This window comes from Endozoicomonas sp. SCSIO W0465 (assembly GCF_023716865.1).
GTDB lineage: Bacteria > Pseudomonadota > Gammaproteobacteria > Pseudomonadales > Endozoicomonadaceae > Endozoicomonas.
This window is the reverse complement of record NZ_CP092417.1, coordinates 6,307,129-6,325,015: the sequence shown is the minus strand read 5'-3', so window position 1 is coordinate 6,325,015 and position 17,887 is coordinate 6,307,129. Positions and strand designations below refer to the sequence as shown.

Here is a 17,887-nt window from a genome sequence, read left to right as displayed (position 1 = left end):
ATATTAGTAATGCTCACTTGCAGATTCATCATTCGTACCCTAACCTCCCTCAGCCGGAGGTGTTTTGCCCTTTAATATCGGAAAGACATTAGAAGAATGGTTGTCTTAACAGGGCTTATCTTAAAAAAGATGAATACAAACCTCACTAATCCCTTATGCTATCGTGTTCCACCTTTATTCGTGTCTGAACACGCATTGTCAAAAAACGACTGAAATCATGAGAAGCCGAAAAGAAGTTGTCCGCCAGTTGGATCGTATCGATCGCAATATTCTCCGTACCCTGCAGGAGCAAGGTCGTATATCGTATGTAGAGCTGGCGGATAAGGTCGGGTTGAGTACGACACCCTGTATGGAACGAGTCAAACGCCTGGAAAGGGAGGGCATTATTCAGGGCTATTCTGCACACCTGAACCCGAAGTATCTTCAGGCAGGGCTTCTTGTGTTTGTTGAAATCAGCCTCTATACCAAATCAGCTGATATTTTTGATGACTTCCGCAAGGCGGTAATCAAGCTACCAAACGTACTAGAGTGCCATCTGGTATCTGGTCATTTCGACTATCTGGTCAAGGCCAGAATTTCAGAGATGGCTTCTTACCGTGAGCTGCTGGGGGATATTCTTCTGAAGTTACCGGGAGTCAGGGAATCCAAGAGCTATATCGTGATGGAAGAACTCAAGGAAACGCTCAGTCTTCCCATTGCGGATTAACGACGATGGACGAACGTCAGGGAGGTGTTTACCCTTCCTGACGTTCACCTGCTACCTGATAATCTCTTATATAGTAGTTCAGTGCGACTTCATCCTGGTCTTCGATACTGCGTAAGACAAAACCTGCGGCAAAATCAGCCGGTTCACTGATGGTTTGACACCAGACGCACTCTGCAGTCATAGACACTCGATAAGCACTTTCCTGTGGCCCGGGGAGGATCAGCGTGACGTTTCGGGTTTCTGATGGCCTTACACCCTGATCGGTCACTATGCTGAATCCTCCTTTAGAGACATCCTCCAGCATGCCAATAGACAGACCCGTATCGTTATCGAGGACTTCAGCGTTTTTTTCCAGTGTTTTTCTTTGAAATCGACGCTTTTCTTGTTGTATTTGTGACATTTTGGCCTCCATGTATTAGAGGGAAGGAAGGACTAAGTTATCACCTTTTGTTTTCAAAATGCATCTTTTGCCTGATTTTGCGAAAACGGATGATGATGAAAACCGGCTTTAGAATGGTGAGATTTAAGTCAAAACCTTGATGTAAATAGCGGCCAAAAGCGGTAAGGAATGAAGTTTTTTATAACGTCGTACCTGTTGACAACAGCACTCAACTTCCTCTGTAATCGTCTGAGGCGTTACAAGAAAGCCTGGTGGTTGATGGAGTTTTAAGCGCTGGCTGTGACTAAAGCTCTGTCTAAAAAAATAACAATAAATTGCCATTTTTATCCGCTTGCCCTAACCCGGGGGATGCCGATAGATATGGCATTAAACCAGAGCCCTGCTGCTCTGCAACATACGGAGGGATCCCGTCATGTTCAGACAGATTACCGAGGCGCGCATCAACGATCTTCATTGTAAATTCGATGAAGAATCCGGCCTCAAATCCGTCATTGCTATTCACAGTACTCGCAGAGGGCCTGCCCTCGGTGGTTGTCGAATCATTCCTTACTCTTCTTCTGACGAAGCCATTACAGATGCCATTCGTCTTGCCCGTGGCATGAGCTATAAATCAGCGCTTGCCGGTTTGGATCTTGGGGGAGGCAAAGCGGTCATTATGGAGCCGGAAGGCGACTATGACCGAAAAATACTGTTCGAAGCTTTCGGGCGTTTTCTCAACGAACTTGGAGGCCGTTATGCAACGGCCATGGATAGTGGTACAACAGTTGCGGATATGGACACCATTGCCACCGAGTCTCCTCATGTGACCTGTACATCGTCCTGCGGAAGCCCGGCACCGTTTACCGCAGAAGGGGTTTATTATGGCGTGCTGGCCTGCCTTAAAGCCCATCCCGACCTGCCAGAAAATCTGCAAGGCGTAAGAGTCGCCGTTCAGGGACTGGGTAATGTGGGCTATGCGCTTTGTGAGCGACTTTTTCATGATGGGGCGCAGCTGATTGTGGCTGATATCAATCAGCAGCGAGTTGATCAGTGTGTTCGGGAGTTTGCTGCCACAGCGGTAGCACCGGATGAAATTCATTCGGTCCCCTGCGACCTGTTCAGCCCGTGTGGCCTTGGGGGCATTCTTAATAGCGACACGATTGGCCAGTTACAGTGTGCTGCTGTTGCGGGCTCAGCCAATAACCAACTACTGACTGAGGAAGATGGCGTAGCCCTATTCAATCGTGACATTCTTTTTGCTCCGGACTACCTGATCAACGCTGGTGGGCTGATTTTTGTGGCCATGACTTATCTGCAAAGTAGCCAGAGTGATATGCAACGGCGACTTCACGGCATTCATGACACTCTGTTACAGATTTTCAGCCGACAGCATCAGGCGGGCTTACCCGCCAGTGTTATTGCTGATCAAATGGCAGAAGCCATGGTTTACGGTGATCACTCATCACAGTTGACGGCATAGGGGGAGCAGAAATGGATTTAGCAGAAAACACATCGCTCGCCATGGCGCAGTTTCTGGATGCTGACGGTGAAGTCATAAAAAAACTGCCGGCCTGGGTCAGTAATGAAGAGATTCTGATTGATTACTACCGAACCATGGTGATTGCCCGACAGGGAGATCAAAAAGCGGTAGCCTTGCAGCGAACTGGCAAGATGGGGACTTACCCTTCGTGCCTTGGACAGGAGGCGATCAGCACGGTATGTGCAGCCCTGCTGGCAAAAGAAGATGTTCTTATTCCCTATTATCGGGATCTTCCGGGATTGATGAGAAGAGGCATTCCCCTGAGCGATGTCATGCTCTACTGGGGTGGTGATGAGCGAGGCAGTGCCAGTGCAGCCTGGGGACAGGATCTGCCGAATTGTGTGCCCATTGCTACCCAGGCTGGCCATGCAGCAGGTATCGCAACGGCGATCAAAATTCGCCACGAAGCGGGTGATCCGTTGAGCGTGGCATTATGTGCATTGGGTGATGGTGCTACGTCGAAGGGGGATTTTGGTGAGGCTCTGAATCTGGCCGGTGCCTGGCAGTTACCCGTGGTTTACCTCATTAACAACAATCAGTGGGCCATTTCGGTTCCAAGAAAAATTCAGTCAGGTGCACCGACGCTGGCACAAAAAGGCCTGGCCGCCGGCCTGCCCTCTTATCAAGTGGACGGGAATGACGTCATTGCCCTGCATGAAGTCATCAGCACGGCCATTGATCGTGCGCGTCATGGTAAGGGTGCTACGGTAATTGAAGCCGTCAGCTACCGGCTTTGTGATCATACCACTGCCGATGATGCCAGTCGTTACCGGGGCAGCGAAGAACTCAAGGATGCCTGGCAAAAGGAACCCATTAAGCGGCTACGCAATTTCCTGCATCATCGCGGCTTGTGGGATGAGCGAAAAGAACAGGCTTTAAAAGAAGAAGCTGATCAAATCATCGAGCAGGCCGTGGCAACTTATCTGAACACGCCACTGCCTGACATTGCCGATCTGTTTGATTATCACTACGCCAATATGCCAGCCCAGCTGGAGCAGCAGAAGCGCGATGCAATTGCCAGAGAACAGATGCGTCAAGTCAACGGGAAATCAGCTGGAGGTCACTCAAATGGATAACAAACTGACCATGGTTGAAGCGGTTAATCTGGCACTTGACCATTCTATGGCTGCTGACCCGGATGTGGTGCTGCTTGGTGAAGACATCGGGGTCAACGGTGGTGTTTTTCGGGCAACTCAGGGGCTGCGAGAAAAATACGGCTTGAAGCGGGTGATGGACACCCCCCTGGCTGAAACCCTCATTGCCGGTATCAGTGTCGGTATGGCTGCCCAGGGGATGAAACCGGTGGCAGAAATACAGTTCATGGGCTTTATCTTTCCGGCAATGGAGCAACTGATCTGCCATGCAGCCCGGATGAGAAACCGGACCCGGGGACGTCTGGCATGTCCTATGGTTCTGAGGGCTCCTTTTGGAGGCGGTATCCATGCACCGGAACACCATTCTGAAAGTACTGAGGCGCTGTTTGCTCATATCCCCGGTTTAAGAGTGGTCATTCCTTCGTCACCGGTCAGAGCCTACGGTTTGCTTCGTGCCGCCATTAACGAACCTGACCCGGTCATCTTCCTGGAGCCAAAGCGTATATACCGTGCCAGTAAGCAGGTCATTGATCCTGCCAGTGACCCGCTGCCACTGGACACCTGTTTCACATTAAAAGTGGGTCAGGATGTTACCCTGGTCAGCTGGGGCGCATCGGTCCGGGAAACCATGGACGCTGCCGACATGCTGGAGAGTCATGGTATTTCTGCAGAAGTGATCGATGTCGCTACCATCAAACCGCTCGATATGGAAACCATTGTGACGTCGGTCAGGAAGACCGGACGCTGTGTCATCGTTCATGAAGCCTGCCGGAGTTTCGGTGTGGGCGCTGAGATTGCTGCTGGCCTGATGGAAAGGGCGTTTGATGATCTCAAAGCCCCTGTTGAACGGGTTACTGGCTTTGACACGACAATGCCCTACTACAGAATGGAAGACCATTATCTGCCACAGGTAGACGATATTGTCAGAGCCTCCGTCAAGACGCTTGCCAGACATTAGCAATGTGGATTATTTCTGATGGACAGGAATCATTAGTCTAATAGCCCTGAGCGGCAAATACCGTCATTGCTGCTGAACTGAGAACAAGCAGTATTTTTATAATAAAAAAAAGGTACAGTCCATGCGCTTTTTTAATTTACCAGATTTAGGGGAAGGTATTCCTGAAGCAGACATTGTCGAATGGCATGTGGGTGAAGGCGATAACATTAAAGAAGATCAGCCTATGGTTTCGGTTGAGACGGCTAAAGCCGTTGTTGAAGTGCCTGCCCCCTGCACAGGAGTGATTGCCCGTCTCTGTGGCCAACCCGGAGACACCATTCTCACCGGCGCTCCCCTGGTTGAGTTTGTCACCGACGAGGAAGATAGCGGCACCGTGGTTGGCAAGCTGGCCAGTGACGATTCCGGCACCCGAAGTGATGAGTCTTTTATTATTGGTTCTCCGACGGATGGCCAGGTTCAACCAGCGTCTTCATCTCAAATGGCTCAACGTGGACTTAAATCACTGGCTGAACAATTTCAGGTAGATCTGGGTGCGGGAACCAATCACAGAAATGCTGCACAACCTGCCATTGCCTATCCACTTGATCATCCTGAGCCACTGAAAGGTGTTCGTAAGCATATGGCTCGCACTATGGCAGAGTCCCATGCCTCAGTTGTCCAGGTAACGTTGTTTGACGATGTGGATATTGATCACTGGGAAGATAAAGAAGACATCACGGTTCGTCTGATTCAGGCAATTGTCAGTGCCAGTGAAGTGGAACCAGCGCTCAATGCCTGGTTTGATGGCGCTTCATTGAGTCGACAGCTTCATGATCACATTGATCTGGGGCTGGCGGTTGATAGTGAAGAGGGGCTATTCGTTCCGGTTATACGACATGTTGCAAAAATGAAAAAACAGCAAGTCCGTGAGTCTATCAATAAACTCAGAGCAGGAGTAAAAGACAGAAGTCTTCCAAACTCAGAGCTTCAGGGCGCAACCATTACCTTAAGCAATTTTGGCGTATTTGCCGGGAAGTACGCCACACCGGTTGTTGTGCCTCCAACGGTTTGTATTATTGGTGTTGGCAGGCTGAGAGAAGAAATAGTCAGTGTTGGTGGAAAACCGGAAAGTCACCGCATATTGCCTTTATCACTGTCGTTTGATCACCGCGCAGCAACCGGTGGTGAAGCAACACGTTTCCTCCATGCAATGATTCAACAGTTGCAGAAGTAGTCAAAAATCCACATGATAAAATTTTCTGGCACTCAAATAGTGCTTGATAAAAGTTATAAAAAAAGTGGTCAAAGTTCTGACTCTGCCGATAGCATCCTTGAGAAGGGTGGGCTTCCAGGTTAGCTATCGGTCAACCGTTCCTGGTAACTGTTTCAGGAAATTAAGCAGACAAAAGCGGGTGAAGGCATGGACATCTTCAATAATTATCAGCAGAGATTTCAATCAACCCAGCAGGAAGAGCTGACCATCGAAGAATATCTGGCACTGTGCAGGAAGGATTCTTCTGCCTATGCCAATGCGGCTGAGCGGATGCTCATGGCGATCGGTAAGCCTGAGATGGTTGATACCTCCAGAGACCCAAGACTCAGTCGTATATTTTCCAATAAATTGATCAAGCGTTATCCGGCATTCCGTGAGTTCCATGGGATGGAAGAAGCGATTGAGCAGATCGTTTCTTACTTCATGCATGCTGCTCAGGGACTGGAAGAGAAGAAACAGATACTTTACCTGCTGGGACCGGTGGGTGGTGGTAAGTCTTCTCTGGCAGAAAGGCTGAAAGCACTGATGGAAAAGGTGCCATTTTATGCCATAAAAGGTTCACCGGTTTTCGAGTCGCCTCTGAACCTGTTCAACCCGGATGAAGATGCTGACATTCTTGAAAAAGAGTATGGCATTCCTAACCGCTACCTGGGTGGCATTATGTCACCCTGGGCAGTTAAGCGGCTGAATGAGTTTGGCGGTGATATCACCCGGTTCAAGGTAGTGAAGCTGTATCCGAGTATTCTCAACCAAGTGGCTGTTGCCAAGACTGAACCTGGCGATGAGAACAATCAGGATATTTCCAGCCTGGTGGGTAAAGTGGATATCCGTCAGCTTGAAGAATATTCCCAGGATGATCCCGATGCATACAGCTTTTCAGGTGCACTCTGTCGTGCCAATCAGGGCATGATGGAGTTTGTGGAAATGTTCAAGGCGCCGATCAAGGTGCTCCACCCGCTGCTGACCGCGACCCAGGAAGGTAACTACAACAGCACCGAAGGAATGGGCGCCATTCCGTATAACGGCATTATTCTTGCTCACTCCAATGAATCCGAGTGGCAGTCGTTCAGGAATAATAAGACCAATGAAGCCTTTATTGACCGGGTGAATATCGTCAAGGTGCCTTACTGCACCCGGGTGACGGAAGAGATTCATATTTATGAAAAGCTTCTGGCTAACAGTTCGCTCAAGGACTCCCCTTGTGCTCCGGATACACTGAAAATGCTGGCAAAGTTTACCGTCTTGTCGCGCATCAAGGAGCCGGAAAATTCCAATGTTTACTCCAAAATGCGGATCTATGATGGGGAAAATCTGAAAGATACCGATCCCAATGCCAAGCCTCTGCAGGAATATAAGGATGCTGCCGGTGTCGATGAAGGTATGGAGGGACTTTCCACTCGTTTTGCCTTCAAGATTCTCTCCAAGGTATTCAACTTTGACCCTACGGAAATAGCGGCTAACCCGGTCCACATGCTGTACGTGCTGGAACAGCAAATTGAGCAGCAGCAATACCCGAAAGAGGTGCATGAGCGTTATCTGCGGTATGTGAAAGAGTTCCTGGCCCCCAAATACATTGAGTCTCTTGGGAAAGAGATACAGACCGCCTATCTTGAGTCCTATTCAGAGTATGGTCAGAACATTTTTGACCGATACATTACTTATGCTGATTTCTGGATTCAGGATCAGGAGTACCGTGACCCGGAAACCGGCGATATTCTTGATCGCTCGGCAATCAATGATGAACTGGAGAAAATCGAGAAGGCTGCCAGTATCGCCAATCCAAAAGATTTTCGTAACGAGGTGGTCAATTTCGTGCTCAGGGCCAGGGCCAATCACAATGGTAAAAACCCAAGCTGGCTCAGCTACGAAAAGATGCGCACTGTGATTGAGAAGAAAATGTTCTCAAATACGGAAGATCTTCTTCCGGTTATTTCCTTCAATGCCAAGGGCAGTCATGAAGACCAGAGGAAGCATAATGAGTTTGTTAAACGCATGGTAGAAAGAGGCTATACCGAGAAACAAGTCAGGTTACTGGCCGAATGGTATATCCGGGTGCGTAAGTCGCAGTAACTGGACTGATGTCCAGGCAGAGTGACCAGTTAACAGGGTGAATGGATAATCGCCCTGTCTGCCCTCTGCTCTGCTTGTCATAAAGGACACAAGGAGCGTGTTCATGAGTATTATTATCGATCGACGGCTGAATGGAAAAAACAAAAGTACCGTCAATCGCCAGCGGTTTCTTGAAAGATATAAGAAGCACATCAAGAAAGCAGTCTCCGATGCTGTGAATAAACGCTCCATTACTGATGTCGTTTCTGGCAGCGAAGTCACTATCCCCCGAAAGGATCTTTCTGAGCCGGTTTTTCGCCATGGACAGGGCGGGCATTATAAGCAGGTTCATCCGGGTAACAAGGAGTTTGTCAGTGGTGACCGCATCAAGCGTCCATCCGGTGGAAGTGGTTCCGGGTCCGGGAAGGGCAAGGCCGGTAACAGCGGCGAAGGGATGGATGAATTCAGCTTCCAGATCAATCACGATGAATTTCTGGAATACATGTTCGATAACCTTGAGCTGCCGAACCTGGTCAGGAAGCAGCTTGAAGATATGACGGAATTCAAGATCCGACAGGCAGGGTATACCACTGCCGGCTCTCCGGATCGCTTGAATGTTGTGCGTTCACTCCGTTCAGCACATGCTCGCCGTATTGCATTATCTGGCGGTGATCGTCGTGAAATACGGGCATTGAAAAAAGAACTCAGGGAGATGGAGGTCAGCCCGGATGAAACCGATCAGCAACGGGTTATTGAGTTAAGAGAACGGATAAAGGCGCTGAATGCCAAGCTGAAAAAACTACCCTTCATTGATGATTTTGACTTGAAATACAACAATATGGTCAAAGTCCCTTCACCCAGTAATAAGGCTGTTATGTTTTGTGTGATGGATGTCTCCGGCTCCATGACTCAGGATATCAAAGACATGGCGAAGCGGTTCTTCATTCTGCTCTATCTGTTTTTACAGCGTAATTACAAAGAGATTGAAGTGGTTTTTATCCGTCATCATACAGCGGCAAAAGAGGTGGATGAAGATGACTTTTTCTATTCAAGAGAAACCGGTGGAACCATTGTTTCCAGTGCCCTGGAAATGACTCGTGATGTGATTAATAAACGGTATAGCCCGGCTGACTGGAATATTTATGTTGCCCAGGCATCGGATGGAGATAACTGGGAAGGTGACTCCAGTGTCTGCACCAAAATTCTGACCGAGCAGATTATGCAAAAGGTTCAGTATTACTGTTATGTGGAAATCACCGACCGTGCTCATCAAAACTTATGGCGTGAGTACCAGAGTGTTGCCGAACAGTTTAAAGATCACTTTGCCATGCAGCAGATCAAATCACCCGGTGATATTTACCCGGTTTTCCGCAAACTGTTTGAGAAAAAGGAAAAGGCATGAGCTGCAAGTTGATCTCCACTGGCCCGGAATGGACCTTTGAACTGATTCAACAATACGACAAAGAGTTGGCTTGCCTTGCTGATCGATTCAGACTGGATACCTATCCGAATCAAATTGAGATCATCAGTTCCGAACAGATGATGGATGCCTATGCCTCAACCGGTATGCCGCTGATGTATAACCACTGGAGCTTTGGTAAACAGTTTCTTCATACCCAGCAGAACTATCAACGGGGCAGGATGGGGCTGGCATACGAAATTGTGATTAACTCAAATCCCTGTATTGCCTATTTGATGGAAGAAAATACCATGACCATGCAGGCATTGGTACTGGCTCATGCCAGCTATGGGCATAACTCATTCTTTAAAGGGAATTATCTGTTTCAAACCTGGACTGATGCCGAGTCCATCATTGATTACCTGTTATTTGCCAAAAGTTATATCGCTGAATGTGAAGAGAAGTATGGTCTCGAAGCGGTTGAAGAAATACTTGATGCCTGTCATGCATTAATGAATCAGGGGGTAAATCGTTATAAAAGGCCCAGACCTTTGTCGGCTGAACAGGAGCAGGCCAGGCAAGCGGAAAGAGCGGAATATATTCAGCGAACATTAAACGATATATGGACAACGATTCCCAAAGTTGAAAAAGAAGAACAGGAGCAGGAAGAGCGATTCCCTGAAGACCCGGAAGAAAACCTGCTCTATTTCCTTGAAAAGAACGCCCCGCTGCTGGAAACCTGGCAGCGTGAGATATTGCGCATAGCCAGAAAAATTGCCCAATACTACTATCCCCAAAAACAGACTCAGGTGATGAATGAAGGTTGGGCCTGTTTCTGGCATTACCACCTTCTGCATGAGCTGTACAATGAAGGGAAAGTTAACGATGGATTTATGCTGGAGTTTCTTCACTCGCACTCCAGCGTTATCTATCAACCGCCTTTTGATAGCCCTCATTACCGTGGTATCAATCCCTATACCCTGGGGTTCAACATGTTTATGGATATTCGTCGTATTTGTGAAAATCCTACGGATGAAGACCGGGAGTGGTTTCCAGAAATAGCGGGTAGCGACTGGTTGGATACTGTTCACTTTGCCATGCAAAACTTTAAGGATGAAAGCTTTATCCTGCAGTTTCTTTCCCCCAAGGTGATGAGGGATTTAAGACTTTTTTCAATTTTGGATGATGAGTCCCGTTCTTATTTGGAAGTGGATAGAATTCACGATGAAACAGGGTATAAAGCGATACGTGAGTCTCTGGCAGCTCAGTATAACCTGGGGAATCGGGAGCCAAACATTCAGGTTTATAATGTCAATATACGAGGTGATCGAATGCTGACACTCCGCCACTATCAGCACCAGGGACGACCATTGGGAAAAGAAACCGATGAGTTGTTGAAACATATACACAGGATCTGGCAGTTTGATGTAGAAATTGAGTCGTTCGAAAATGGATCAGTGACTCAAAGCTGGCAGTGCAGTGAAAATAAGAAGAAAAAATAAAAGTCAAATACCTTATTTGATCTACCAGTATTACTTATACAAATTACTCGTATTAGAGCTGTTAGCCATTTGATCAAAAAAACAACTTGCTTGATTCTGGATAAATAACCAGCCCATTTTTACTATCAGTAATACACATTATTTTTAAAATTTATATAATGGTACTTCCAGGCTAAGTTACCGTTAATGGTTGAATCAGCTAAACTCCCATAAAATCTACGTTGTAGGGGAGTGATATGCAATCTGAACTCTTCCAGAATTTTATTGATTCCATTTCAACATTAACCAGTGAACAGCGAGACATTCTTAACAACTCGCTCCTTAGTACTCAAATAGAGGTTACCGAGGTAGTAGAAACCACTGACTCTGAACCTGTTTACAGTGAATCTATACCCAATAACGATAATGCAACACCTGACGTAGAAAAGAGCATACTTGCCCAATTTGCCGAAAACCCCAGGTGCCCCAAATGCAAAAGCCATAGCGTTGGTCGCTGGGGCATACGAAATGGCCGACAGCGCTACCACTGCAAGACTTGCGACTCAACGTTTAACGCCTTTAGTGGAACGCCTTTGGCAAGGCTCAGGCACCCTGAAAAATGGAACAAGTACCTCGCAGGTATGACTCACTCTATGGTCTTGCGACCAGCTGCTGCTGAGAATGCCATTGACTTGAAAACTGCGTTCCGCTGGCGTCACCGCTTTCTTGAAGTGATTAATAATGATCAAGCAGAAGAGCTTTGTGGCATTACTGAGCTTGATGAAACATTTTTCCGTGAATCCTTCAAAGGGCAAAGAGAAGGCCTTCCACGGCCAACCCGAAAGCGGGGTAATGATCCCAACAAAGCCCGAAAAGTCCCGGTAATGGTGGCTCGGGACCGTAATCGAAATACCGTTGACGGTGTATTAGAAAACGAAAGTGCTAATGAATTGTGCAGGCATTTAAATGGCCGCATATCGATACAGGCCACGGTCTGTGCGGATGCACACCTCGCTCACGAAAAACTTGCTGACAAGCTTGGATTTGTCTTCAAGGAGCTGGTGACATCAGCAGGTCAACATGTTGTTGAAGGCATCTACCACATCCAGACTGTAAATTCTTATCACAGTCATTTAAAACGCTGGATTGGCGGCGTATTCCAAGGGGTTGCAACTCGTTACCTTCCCCATTATCTGGCCTGGAGGCGAGAACTGACGGCAGCAAAAAAATTAACTGTTGGCCGGTTGATCAGCAGAATTACTGAACATTGGTGCTTCCAACCATTAACGGTAACTTAGCCGTACTTCCATCTAAAAATTTCTTGCTGTATAAAGTTCATCGAATCGAACATCTTTATTCCTGAGTAGGAAGTTCTATCAAGACCAAGGAGTCGTAAAGTAGATGAATATCTTTGAAGAAGTTGTGCATCGTCTCAGCAGTAAAACCCGTATACGTTCACTGTTTAAAGATGTACACGCTGAAGATCTGGAGCGTATCATTTCCCGTCTGAACGATGTACTGACTGAGAAGCAGGAAGCTCGTGCCAAAGACGAAGAAAAGCGTAAGAAGAAGCAGGAAAGCGTAGAGGCCATCAAGCAGATTATGGCTGACCGTGGTGTTTCCCTGAATGATCTGGGTCTGGGTAATCTGGAACTGGATGAAACTGCACCGAAGCGTCGCAGAAATATTCAAAAGTACACCTTTGAATACGAGAACGAAGCTGGTGAGCTTATTAAGTGGGAAGGGGCCACTACGGGCCGCCTGCCACGTGATTTCCAGGCTTACCTGGAGCGCACTGGCAAGAAGCGTCTGGACTGCGCTTTGGAACAGATCGAAGAGTAAGCTTTATCAGATCGGTAGATTAAAAAGGGTCTTTCAGACCCTTTTTTATTCTTCATGAGTTTACCTGTCTGTTGGCCAATAAGGTTTAATTTAACCATTTACCAGTAACATCATGTTCACTTGTCTTGCGCTACAATTTGACGACGCTGGCCTGGCTGATTCTCGATAATGGAAATTCTCGATAAGGGAAAGTGGCATATAAACCGGCTGCCTTTGCCTGGATGACTACTGATACTTATACGACCTTCATGTCTTATTAAAACATGTTTGACAATCGCCAGTCCGAGACCAGTCCCTCCGGTTGCATGACTGCGGCTTTTATCCACACGGTAAAAACGTTCAGTTAATCTCGGGATGTGAACAGGGTCAATGCCAACGCCATTGTCTTGAACCATCAGGTGTCCACCTTCCTGATCCTGCCACCATTTCACCTGCACCCTTCCTCCGAATGGGGTATAACGGATAGCATTATAAATCAGGTTAGAAAAGGCACTGCGTAGCTCCATGGCATCACCCGTTAATGAGGCACCATCTTCGCATTCGAGTTGTAACTGGTGTTGATTTTCGCCACTCAATGCTTTGGCGTCATTCATTATTCCTGCAAGCAGGGGCTTGAGCCTGACTGACTGGCTGATTCTTTCCGGTTCAGTCGCTTCAAGGCGTGAAAGCAATAAAAGGTCTTCGATCAGGCGCTGCATTCTGGATGCCTGCTCCTGCATTTGGTCAAAAGCACGCTTAAAGATGGGCGGTGTATCAGGATTCATTGCCATACCATCACTCACCGTCTCCAGATAGCCGGAAATGACCGTCAGTGGCGTTCTCAGTTCATGGGAAACATTGGCAACAAAATCGGTTCTCATGATTTCAAGTTGATGCAATCGAGTGACATCCCTGACCACTAGCAGTCGATTACCCTGACCATAAACAGTAATGGCAATTTGAAGTTGCCGGCTCTCGTGAACGGGTGAATCGATCTTAATTGGCTCTTTGCCGTGACTGTTTTCCATATAACGGGCAAATTTGGGGCTTCTGACCAGATTTGTCAGGGGTTGCCCCTGGTCATCAGGCATTTGCAGGCCCAGTAACTCTCCAGCAGCACGATTCCACCACTCAAGGGAACCACTCTGGTCAGCCATGATGATTCCGTCGTTTAATGCTGCCGTTGACTCCTGGATGCGTTCTATCACGCTGGAAAGTCGTTGCTTTGAACGGTTGTGTTTGCGCTGTATTCTATAAATACCATCAAAAATCTCACCCCATACGCTTGAGCTTTCGGGGGGATCCAGCTCTTTGTGAGCAGCCTCTTCAAGCCATATAAGCAATCGGTGAAGTTGGTGGTGGCTCCAGAAAAGATAGAATAATGTCGCAATAAAAAGCCCCAGAAAAATCTGGTCAGCCAGCCAGCCTGCAAGCAGGCCAATTGCAAGAATTGACACCATTCGACCAGTAAACCAGGATCGGATAGAGCTTGTCACATGTAATTCCGAAGTTTGTTTAGCGGATGACTATTTATCCTGCTCAACTTACCCTGCTCATCCTCTTACTGTTGTCTGAGGATGTCGAGGAAAACAGTTCAGATGTTGTTTTCAGTTACCGCAGCAAAATCTTGAGTCAGGTTATGACTTGGTGGAGAACCGGTAGCCTGTATCTCTAACGGTCTGAATGTAATGCTCATAGCCACTGCCCAGCGCTTTTCTCAGACGGCGAATATGGACATCAACCGTTCTTTCTTCAACGTACACATTGCCACCCCAGACCTGATCAAGCAACTGCCCACGGGAATAGGCACGCTCCTGATGAGTCAGGAAGAACTGCAGCAGCCGGTACTCAGTTGGTCCCATATCGGCAGGGTTACCATCAATACTGACCCGGTGGCTGACAGGGTCGAGTACCAGCCCTTTGACGACGATGGGTGATTGTTCAGCGATACCCTGAGTTCTGCGCAGTACGGCCTTTAGTCGGGCAGCAAGTTCACGGGGAGAGAAAGGCTTGGTGATGTAATCATCCGCACCGGTTTCCAGTCCCTGGATTTTGTGGTCTTCTTCCCCTTTGGCTGTCAGCATAATAATGGGTATTTCTGCTGTCAGCTGGTCACGCTTGAGTCGCCTGGCCAGCTCGATACCAGAGATATCCGGTAGCATCCAGTCCAGCAGGATCAAATCAGGTCTGTTATCAACCACCAATGAGTGCGCCTGTTTTGCATCAGCGGCTTCCAGGCACTGGTAGCCACCCATTTCCAGAGCCATGGCGACCATTTCCCTGATGGGTGCTTCATCATCCACAATTAGAATTGTTTTGCCAGACATGAGAATGCCCCAAGGTTGAATGAGTGCAGATTGCTTTGATAGCTATTTATCTATATGTCAGATATTACAGCGAGGGAATGTTACAGAAAAATGACGCTGAGGAACATTTGATGAAACTTTGGCCAATGCATTTGGAATAGCTCGCATTGGCCTGTGGCTGTTACTCTTTCGTCATAGAGAGTCATCATAGAGAGTCGTCATAGCGAGCAGGCGAAACCGAGAAACAAGGCAGCACCAACCCAGTGATTAGCAAGAAAGGCTTTGAAACAAGGACCCCTTTCCCGGTTGCGGGTTAACCATTGCTGGTGGATAAAGCCCGCAGCGGCAACAACAAGGCTTAAATAGAATGGCCAGGCTAATTGAAGCTGTAACCCGATCATCAGCAGGGCTATCAGGGTAAAAGTCTGGAAGCAGCCAATCAGCAGATTGTCCATTTCGCCAAATAAAATAGCCGTAGACTTAATGCCGATCTGCAAATCATCGTCTCTATCCACCATGGCATACTGAGTATCGTAGGCGACAGTCCATAACAGATTAGCGGTAAACAACAGCCATGTCTGAGTTGTCAACGTGCCGATCTCGGCTGCAAATGCCATGGGGATGGACCAGCCAAATGCAGCACCCAGGACCACTTGAGGCAGATAAGTGTGTCGTTTGGCAAAGGGATAGGCTGAGGCAAGTAGCAGGGCGGCAAAGGATAAATAGATGGTCAGGGTATTGGTGGTCAGTACCAGTAGGAAGGCAACTAAAAACAGGCAGGCAGCGAATACCAGGGCTTCTTTTGGGGTAATTTTTCTGGTCACCAATGGGCGCTGGTGGGTTCGTTTTACCTGACCATCAAAATGTCGGTCAGCGTAATCATTAATAACACAGCCTGCACTTCGAGTCAGAATGGCGCCCAGAATGAAAACCACAAGATTATGAACAGTGGGTGTACCCTCGGCTGCAAGCCAGAGTGCCCAGAGCGTTGGCCATAGCAGTAAATAAATGCCAATAGGGCGATCAAGGCGAGCCAGTTGAATAAAGTCTATCCAGCGTGGCAGATGCTGATCCAGCAGCTCTTTACATTTATTAGCGCCTGTTATTATCGATTGTATAAATTTCATCTGCGCCCTTGGAATTTTGTGGTTTGAAATATAGTCAGGGCCTTCCAGCCGTTAAATTTTGTGCCGATAAACTTCTTGTAAAAAAGAGTATTAGCATCCTGGCTTCCTGATTCCAATGGCTATGTACCATGAAAATGCCGTTCACCCGGATTTCTGTTTTGTCTTCCTGGTTTGCATGATCGGCATTTTCCGTTCATGGCTGATAGTCCTTGTTCTGTCGGCCTGCCAGAGCAAATTGCTTACTGCAGGAGACTATCATGTTTGCAAAAGACTTACGCCCTCTTCAAGAACAACTTTTCAATCACGCCATCTACCAGAAAATTGATAGTCTGGAGAAGTTGTCGATCTTTATGGAAGCTCATGTATTTACAGTATGGGATTTTATGTCGCTGGCGAAAAGATTGCAGCTTGAGTTTACTTCCATGCAGCTACCCTGGGCGCCTGTTCCGGATGTTCGCTCTGCCCGCTTCATTAATGAAATCATTCTCTACGAAGAGACTGATAAGGATCTGAATGGCATACCCATGAGTCATCTGGAAATGTATCTTGCTGCCATGCGTGAAGTATCTGCAGACACCAGTAAAATCGAGCAGGTAATCTATAGCATTAAAACCGGTGTTCCCTGGCAGCAGGCCCTGGTTGTTGCCGAAGTACCGGAATACATTCAGGCATTTGTTTCGGATACGCTGAAGGTAGCCCAATATGGTTCGTTAACGGAAGTGACCAGTTATTTTCTTTTCGGACGTGAAGATGCCATCCCGGGGATGTTTTCTTCCCTGTTGAATCATTGGGACATCCCGCAAGAGTCTGTCCCGGCAATGACCTACTACCTGAACAGACATATTGACCTTGATGGGAATGAGCATGGCCCGGCAGCGGAGGGCCTGCTGAAACAGTGCATTAATGGGAACAAAACGGCAGAGGCATCGGCAGTTGTTATGGCTAAAGAAGCGATCTCATCACGAATCAGGTTTTGGGATGGCCTCGAGAAACAATTGGGTAAAGTCACAGCTGAAGAGCAGCAGGGTTCTGCTCATGAAGCAGAGACTATTTATGAGAATAACGCCTAAAGCTGCTCACGTTCAGGTAGAAAAACCTCACAAACAGAGATAGGTCTTTCCCTCAAATAAAACAGGGATCGTCTGGCCCAGGCGATTTCTGTGGCAAATTCAAAATCAAGGTATGCGTTAAATTGACTGGCTTTCATGTCGGTGACTTCAATCGGTCCGCGGCGCAGGTCGGGCTGACTGAAAATGTATTCACCCAGAGGCCTGTTTTCCAGTGCCAAAAGTGCTCTGTTTTCACCAGACAGACTTGACACAGGTAACACACTTCGGGCGAAAACAACCGGTTGACCTGAGCCAAATAGCAGAACTTCTCTTACGCTGGCATGCTGATCATCACAATTTAGAAAGGCTTTCTCTGATGGCTCAGGTTCCTGCCAATCATGGGAGATGACCCGGACAAAAAATTCATTGTTGTGTATTTGCTTCAGCCGTTGGGTGAGCGAGTGGTGATCCAGTATCATTTCACGAAGTGTGTTGGGAATCGCTTTGGCATCCTGAGCGGGCTGCCAGTTCAGTTCAGCAAAATCAGCAAAGGGCATCTGCAGTAAATCCTGCCTGGAGCCAAATAGTACCAATCGGAAGCACGACTGGAAGTGGCCCAGGATCTATCAGTCCAGTGTTGGGGTCAGTCAGGCAATAAACCTTCAAAACCCTCTACATACCAGTTCATGGAGAGGATATCACCATCATTCAGCGTTGTACCCTCTG

The 17,887-nt window shown here is 47.6% G+C and carries 16 protein-coding genes; 11 read left to right on the top strand and 5 right to left on the bottom strand.

Annotated elements, in window-relative coordinates; all coding sequences use genetic code 11:
• Positions 1 to 217: 217 nt before the first annotated feature.
• Complete coding sequence (gene lrp / locus MJO57_RS28475) at positions 218 to 706, top strand: leucine-responsive transcriptional regulator Lrp (RefSeq protein ID WP_252020568.1); 489 nt, start codon at positions 218 to 220, stop codon at positions 704 to 706.
• 28 nt (positions 707 to 734) lie between these two features.
• Here the strand turns inward: lrp and MJO57_RS28470 are convergent, their stop codons facing one another.
• Complete coding sequence (locus MJO57_RS28470; RefSeq protein WP_252020566.1) at positions 735 to 1,106, bottom strand: PilZ domain-containing protein; 372 nt, start codon at positions 1,104 to 1,106, stop codon at positions 735 to 737.
• 412 nt (positions 1,107 to 1,518) lie between these two features.
• Here MJO57_RS28470 and MJO57_RS28465 point away from each other — a divergent pair, with 412 nt between their 5' ends.
• The 9 genes from MJO57_RS28465 to MJO57_RS28425 all read left to right on the top strand — a co-directional run bounded on the left by MJO57_RS28465 (position 1,519) and on the right by MJO57_RS28425 (position 12,700).
• Complete coding sequence (locus MJO57_RS28465; protein WP_252020564.1) at positions 1,519 to 2,565, top strand: Glu/Leu/Phe/Val dehydrogenase dimerization domain-containing protein; 1,047 nt, start codon at positions 1,519 to 1,521, stop codon at positions 2,563 to 2,565.
• 11 nt (positions 2,566 to 2,576) lie between these two features.
• Positions 2,577 to 3,701, top strand: coding sequence for a pyruvate dehydrogenase (acetyl-transferring) E1 component subunit alpha (pdhA, locus tag MJO57_RS28460; protein ID WP_252020562.1), 1,125 nt, complete (start codon positions 2,577 to 2,579; stop codon positions 3,699 to 3,701).
• The gene (locus MJO57_RS28455) at positions 3,694 to 4,677 is read left to right on the top strand and encodes an alpha-ketoacid dehydrogenase subunit beta (RefSeq protein WP_252020560.1); all 984 of its coding nucleotides are present in this window, start codon (positions 3,694 to 3,696) and stop codon (positions 4,675 to 4,677) included. Before pdhA ends, MJO57_RS28455 begins: the two co-directional genes overlap by 8 nt.
• A 121-nt stretch (positions 4,678 to 4,798) precedes the next feature.
• Positions 4,799 to 5,890, top strand: a complete 1,092-nt coding sequence (locus MJO57_RS28450; protein ID WP_252020558.1) for a dihydrolipoamide acetyltransferase family protein — start codon at positions 4,799 to 4,801, stop codon at positions 5,888 to 5,890.
• A 186-nt stretch (positions 5,891 to 6,076) separates the two neighbouring features.
• Positions 6,077 to 7,999 (top strand): PrkA family serine protein kinase, encoded by a 1,923-nt coding sequence (locus MJO57_RS28445; protein ID WP_252020557.1) that lies wholly within the window; start codon positions 6,077 to 6,079, stop codon positions 7,997 to 7,999.
• Between the two features lie 103 nt (positions 8,000 to 8,102).
• Positions 8,103 to 9,380, top strand: a complete 1,278-nt coding sequence (locus MJO57_RS28440; RefSeq protein WP_252020555.1) for a YeaH/YhbH family protein — start codon at positions 8,103 to 8,105, stop codon at positions 9,378 to 9,380.
• Positions 9,377 to 10,879 carry a SpoVR family protein gene (locus tag MJO57_RS28435; RefSeq protein WP_252020553.1) on the top strand — a complete coding sequence of 501 codons (1,503 nt, stop codon included), beginning with the start codon at positions 9,377 to 9,379 and terminating at the stop codon, positions 10,877 to 10,879. The genes MJO57_RS28440 and MJO57_RS28435 overlap by 4 nt, the downstream gene beginning before the upstream one ends.
• A 236-nt stretch (positions 10,880 to 11,115) precedes the next feature.
• On the top strand, positions 11,116 to 12,156 hold the full coding sequence (locus tag MJO57_RS28430; RefSeq protein ID WP_252017335.1) for an IS1595 family transposase: 1,041 nt from the start codon (positions 11,116 to 11,118) through the stop codon (positions 12,154 to 12,156).
• Positions 12,157 to 12,259: 103 nt separating this feature from the next.
• Entirely contained in the window at positions 12,260 to 12,700 is a 441-nt protein-coding gene (locus MJO57_RS28425) for an H-NS family nucleoid-associated regulatory protein (RefSeq protein ID WP_252020551.1), read from the top strand.
• Between the two features lie 116 nt (positions 12,701 to 12,816).
• On the opposite strand, the gene phoR is transcribed toward MJO57_RS28425, so the two are convergent.
• The 3 genes from phoR to ubiA form a co-directional block, all read right to left on the bottom strand.
• Positions 12,817 to 14,139, bottom strand: a complete 1,323-nt coding sequence (phoR, locus tag MJO57_RS28420) for a phosphate regulon sensor histidine kinase PhoR (protein WP_252027133.1) — start codon at positions 14,137 to 14,139, stop codon at positions 12,817 to 12,819.
• A gap of 177 nt (positions 14,140 to 14,316) precedes the next feature.
• Complete coding sequence (phoB, locus tag MJO57_RS28415) at positions 14,317 to 15,006, bottom strand: phosphate regulon transcriptional regulator PhoB (RefSeq protein ID WP_252020549.1); 690 nt, start codon at positions 15,004 to 15,006, stop codon at positions 14,317 to 14,319.
• Positions 15,007 to 15,203: 197 nt separating this feature from the next.
• Positions 15,204 to 16,112 carry a 4-hydroxybenzoate octaprenyltransferase gene (gene ubiA / locus MJO57_RS28410; protein WP_252020547.1) on the bottom strand — a complete coding sequence of 303 codons (909 nt, stop codon included), beginning with the start codon at positions 16,110 to 16,112 and terminating at the stop codon, positions 15,204 to 15,206.
• A gap of 257 nt (positions 16,113 to 16,369) precedes the next feature.
• Between ubiA and MJO57_RS28405 the strand changes: the two genes are divergently transcribed.
• Positions 16,370 to 17,182: a DUF3050 domain-containing protein gene (locus tag MJO57_RS28405; protein ID WP_252020546.1), complete on the top strand. Its 813-nt coding sequence runs from the start codon at positions 16,370 to 16,372 to the stop codon at positions 17,180 to 17,182.
• Here MJO57_RS28405 and MJO57_RS28400 read toward each other — a convergent pair.
• A complete protein-coding gene (locus MJO57_RS28400; protein ID WP_252020545.1) occupies positions 17,179 to 17,718 on the bottom strand; it encodes a chorismate lyase in 540 nt (179 codons plus the stop codon). The genes MJO57_RS28405 and MJO57_RS28400 overlap by 4 nt on opposite strands.
• Positions 17,719 to 17,887: the final 169 nt, after the last annotated feature.

Bases quoted from the DNA above. Each gene is read 5' to 3' on its own strand.
- lrp (WP_252020568.1), top strand. From the start codon at position 218: ATGAGAAGCCGAAAAGAAGTTGTCCGCCAGTTGGATCGTATCGATCGC.
- MJO57_RS28470 (WP_252020566.1), bottom strand. From the start codon at position 1,106: ATGTCACAAATACAACAAGAAAAGCGTCGATTTCAAAGAAAAACACTG.
- MJO57_RS28465 (WP_252020564.1), top strand. From the start codon at position 1,519: ATGTTCAGACAGATTACCGAGGCGCGCATCAACGATCTTCATTGTAAA.
- pdhA (WP_252020562.1), top strand. From the start codon at position 2,577: ATGGATTTAGCAGAAAACACATCGCTCGCCATGGCGCAGTTTCTGGAT.
- MJO57_RS28455 (WP_252020560.1), top strand. From the start codon at position 3,694: ATGGATAACAAACTGACCATGGTTGAAGCGGTTAATCTGGCACTTGAC.
- MJO57_RS28450 (WP_252020558.1), top strand. From the start codon at position 4,799: ATGCGCTTTTTTAATTTACCAGATTTAGGGGAAGGTATTCCTGAAGCA.
- MJO57_RS28445 (WP_252020557.1), top strand. From the start codon at position 6,077: ATGGACATCTTCAATAATTATCAGCAGAGATTTCAATCAACCCAGCAG.
- MJO57_RS28440 (WP_252020555.1), top strand. From the start codon at position 8,103: ATGAGTATTATTATCGATCGACGGCTGAATGGAAAAAACAAAAGTACC.
- MJO57_RS28435 (WP_252020553.1), top strand. From the start codon at position 9,377: ATGAGCTGCAAGTTGATCTCCACTGGCCCGGAATGGACCTTTGAACTG.
- MJO57_RS28430 (WP_252017335.1), top strand. From the start codon at position 11,116: ATGCAATCTGAACTCTTCCAGAATTTTATTGATTCCATTTCAACATTA.
- MJO57_RS28425 (WP_252020551.1), top strand. From the start codon at position 12,260: ATGAATATCTTTGAAGAAGTTGTGCATCGTCTCAGCAGTAAAACCCGT.
- phoR (WP_252027133.1), bottom strand. From the start codon at position 14,139: ATGGTGTCAATTCTTGCAATTGGCCTGCTTGCAGGCTGGCTGGCTGAC.
- phoB (WP_252020549.1), bottom strand. From the start codon at position 15,006: ATGTCTGGCAAAACAATTCTAATTGTGGATGATGAAGCACCCATCAGG.
- ubiA (WP_252020547.1), bottom strand. From the start codon at position 16,112: ATGAAATTTATACAATCGATAATAACAGGCGCTAATAAATGTAAAGAG.
- MJO57_RS28405 (WP_252020546.1), top strand. From the start codon at position 16,370: ATGTTTGCAAAAGACTTACGCCCTCTTCAAGAACAACTTTTCAATCAC.
- MJO57_RS28400 (WP_252020545.1), bottom strand. From the start codon at position 17,718: ATGCCCTTTGCTGATTTTGCTGAACTGAACTGGCAGCCCGCTCAGGAT.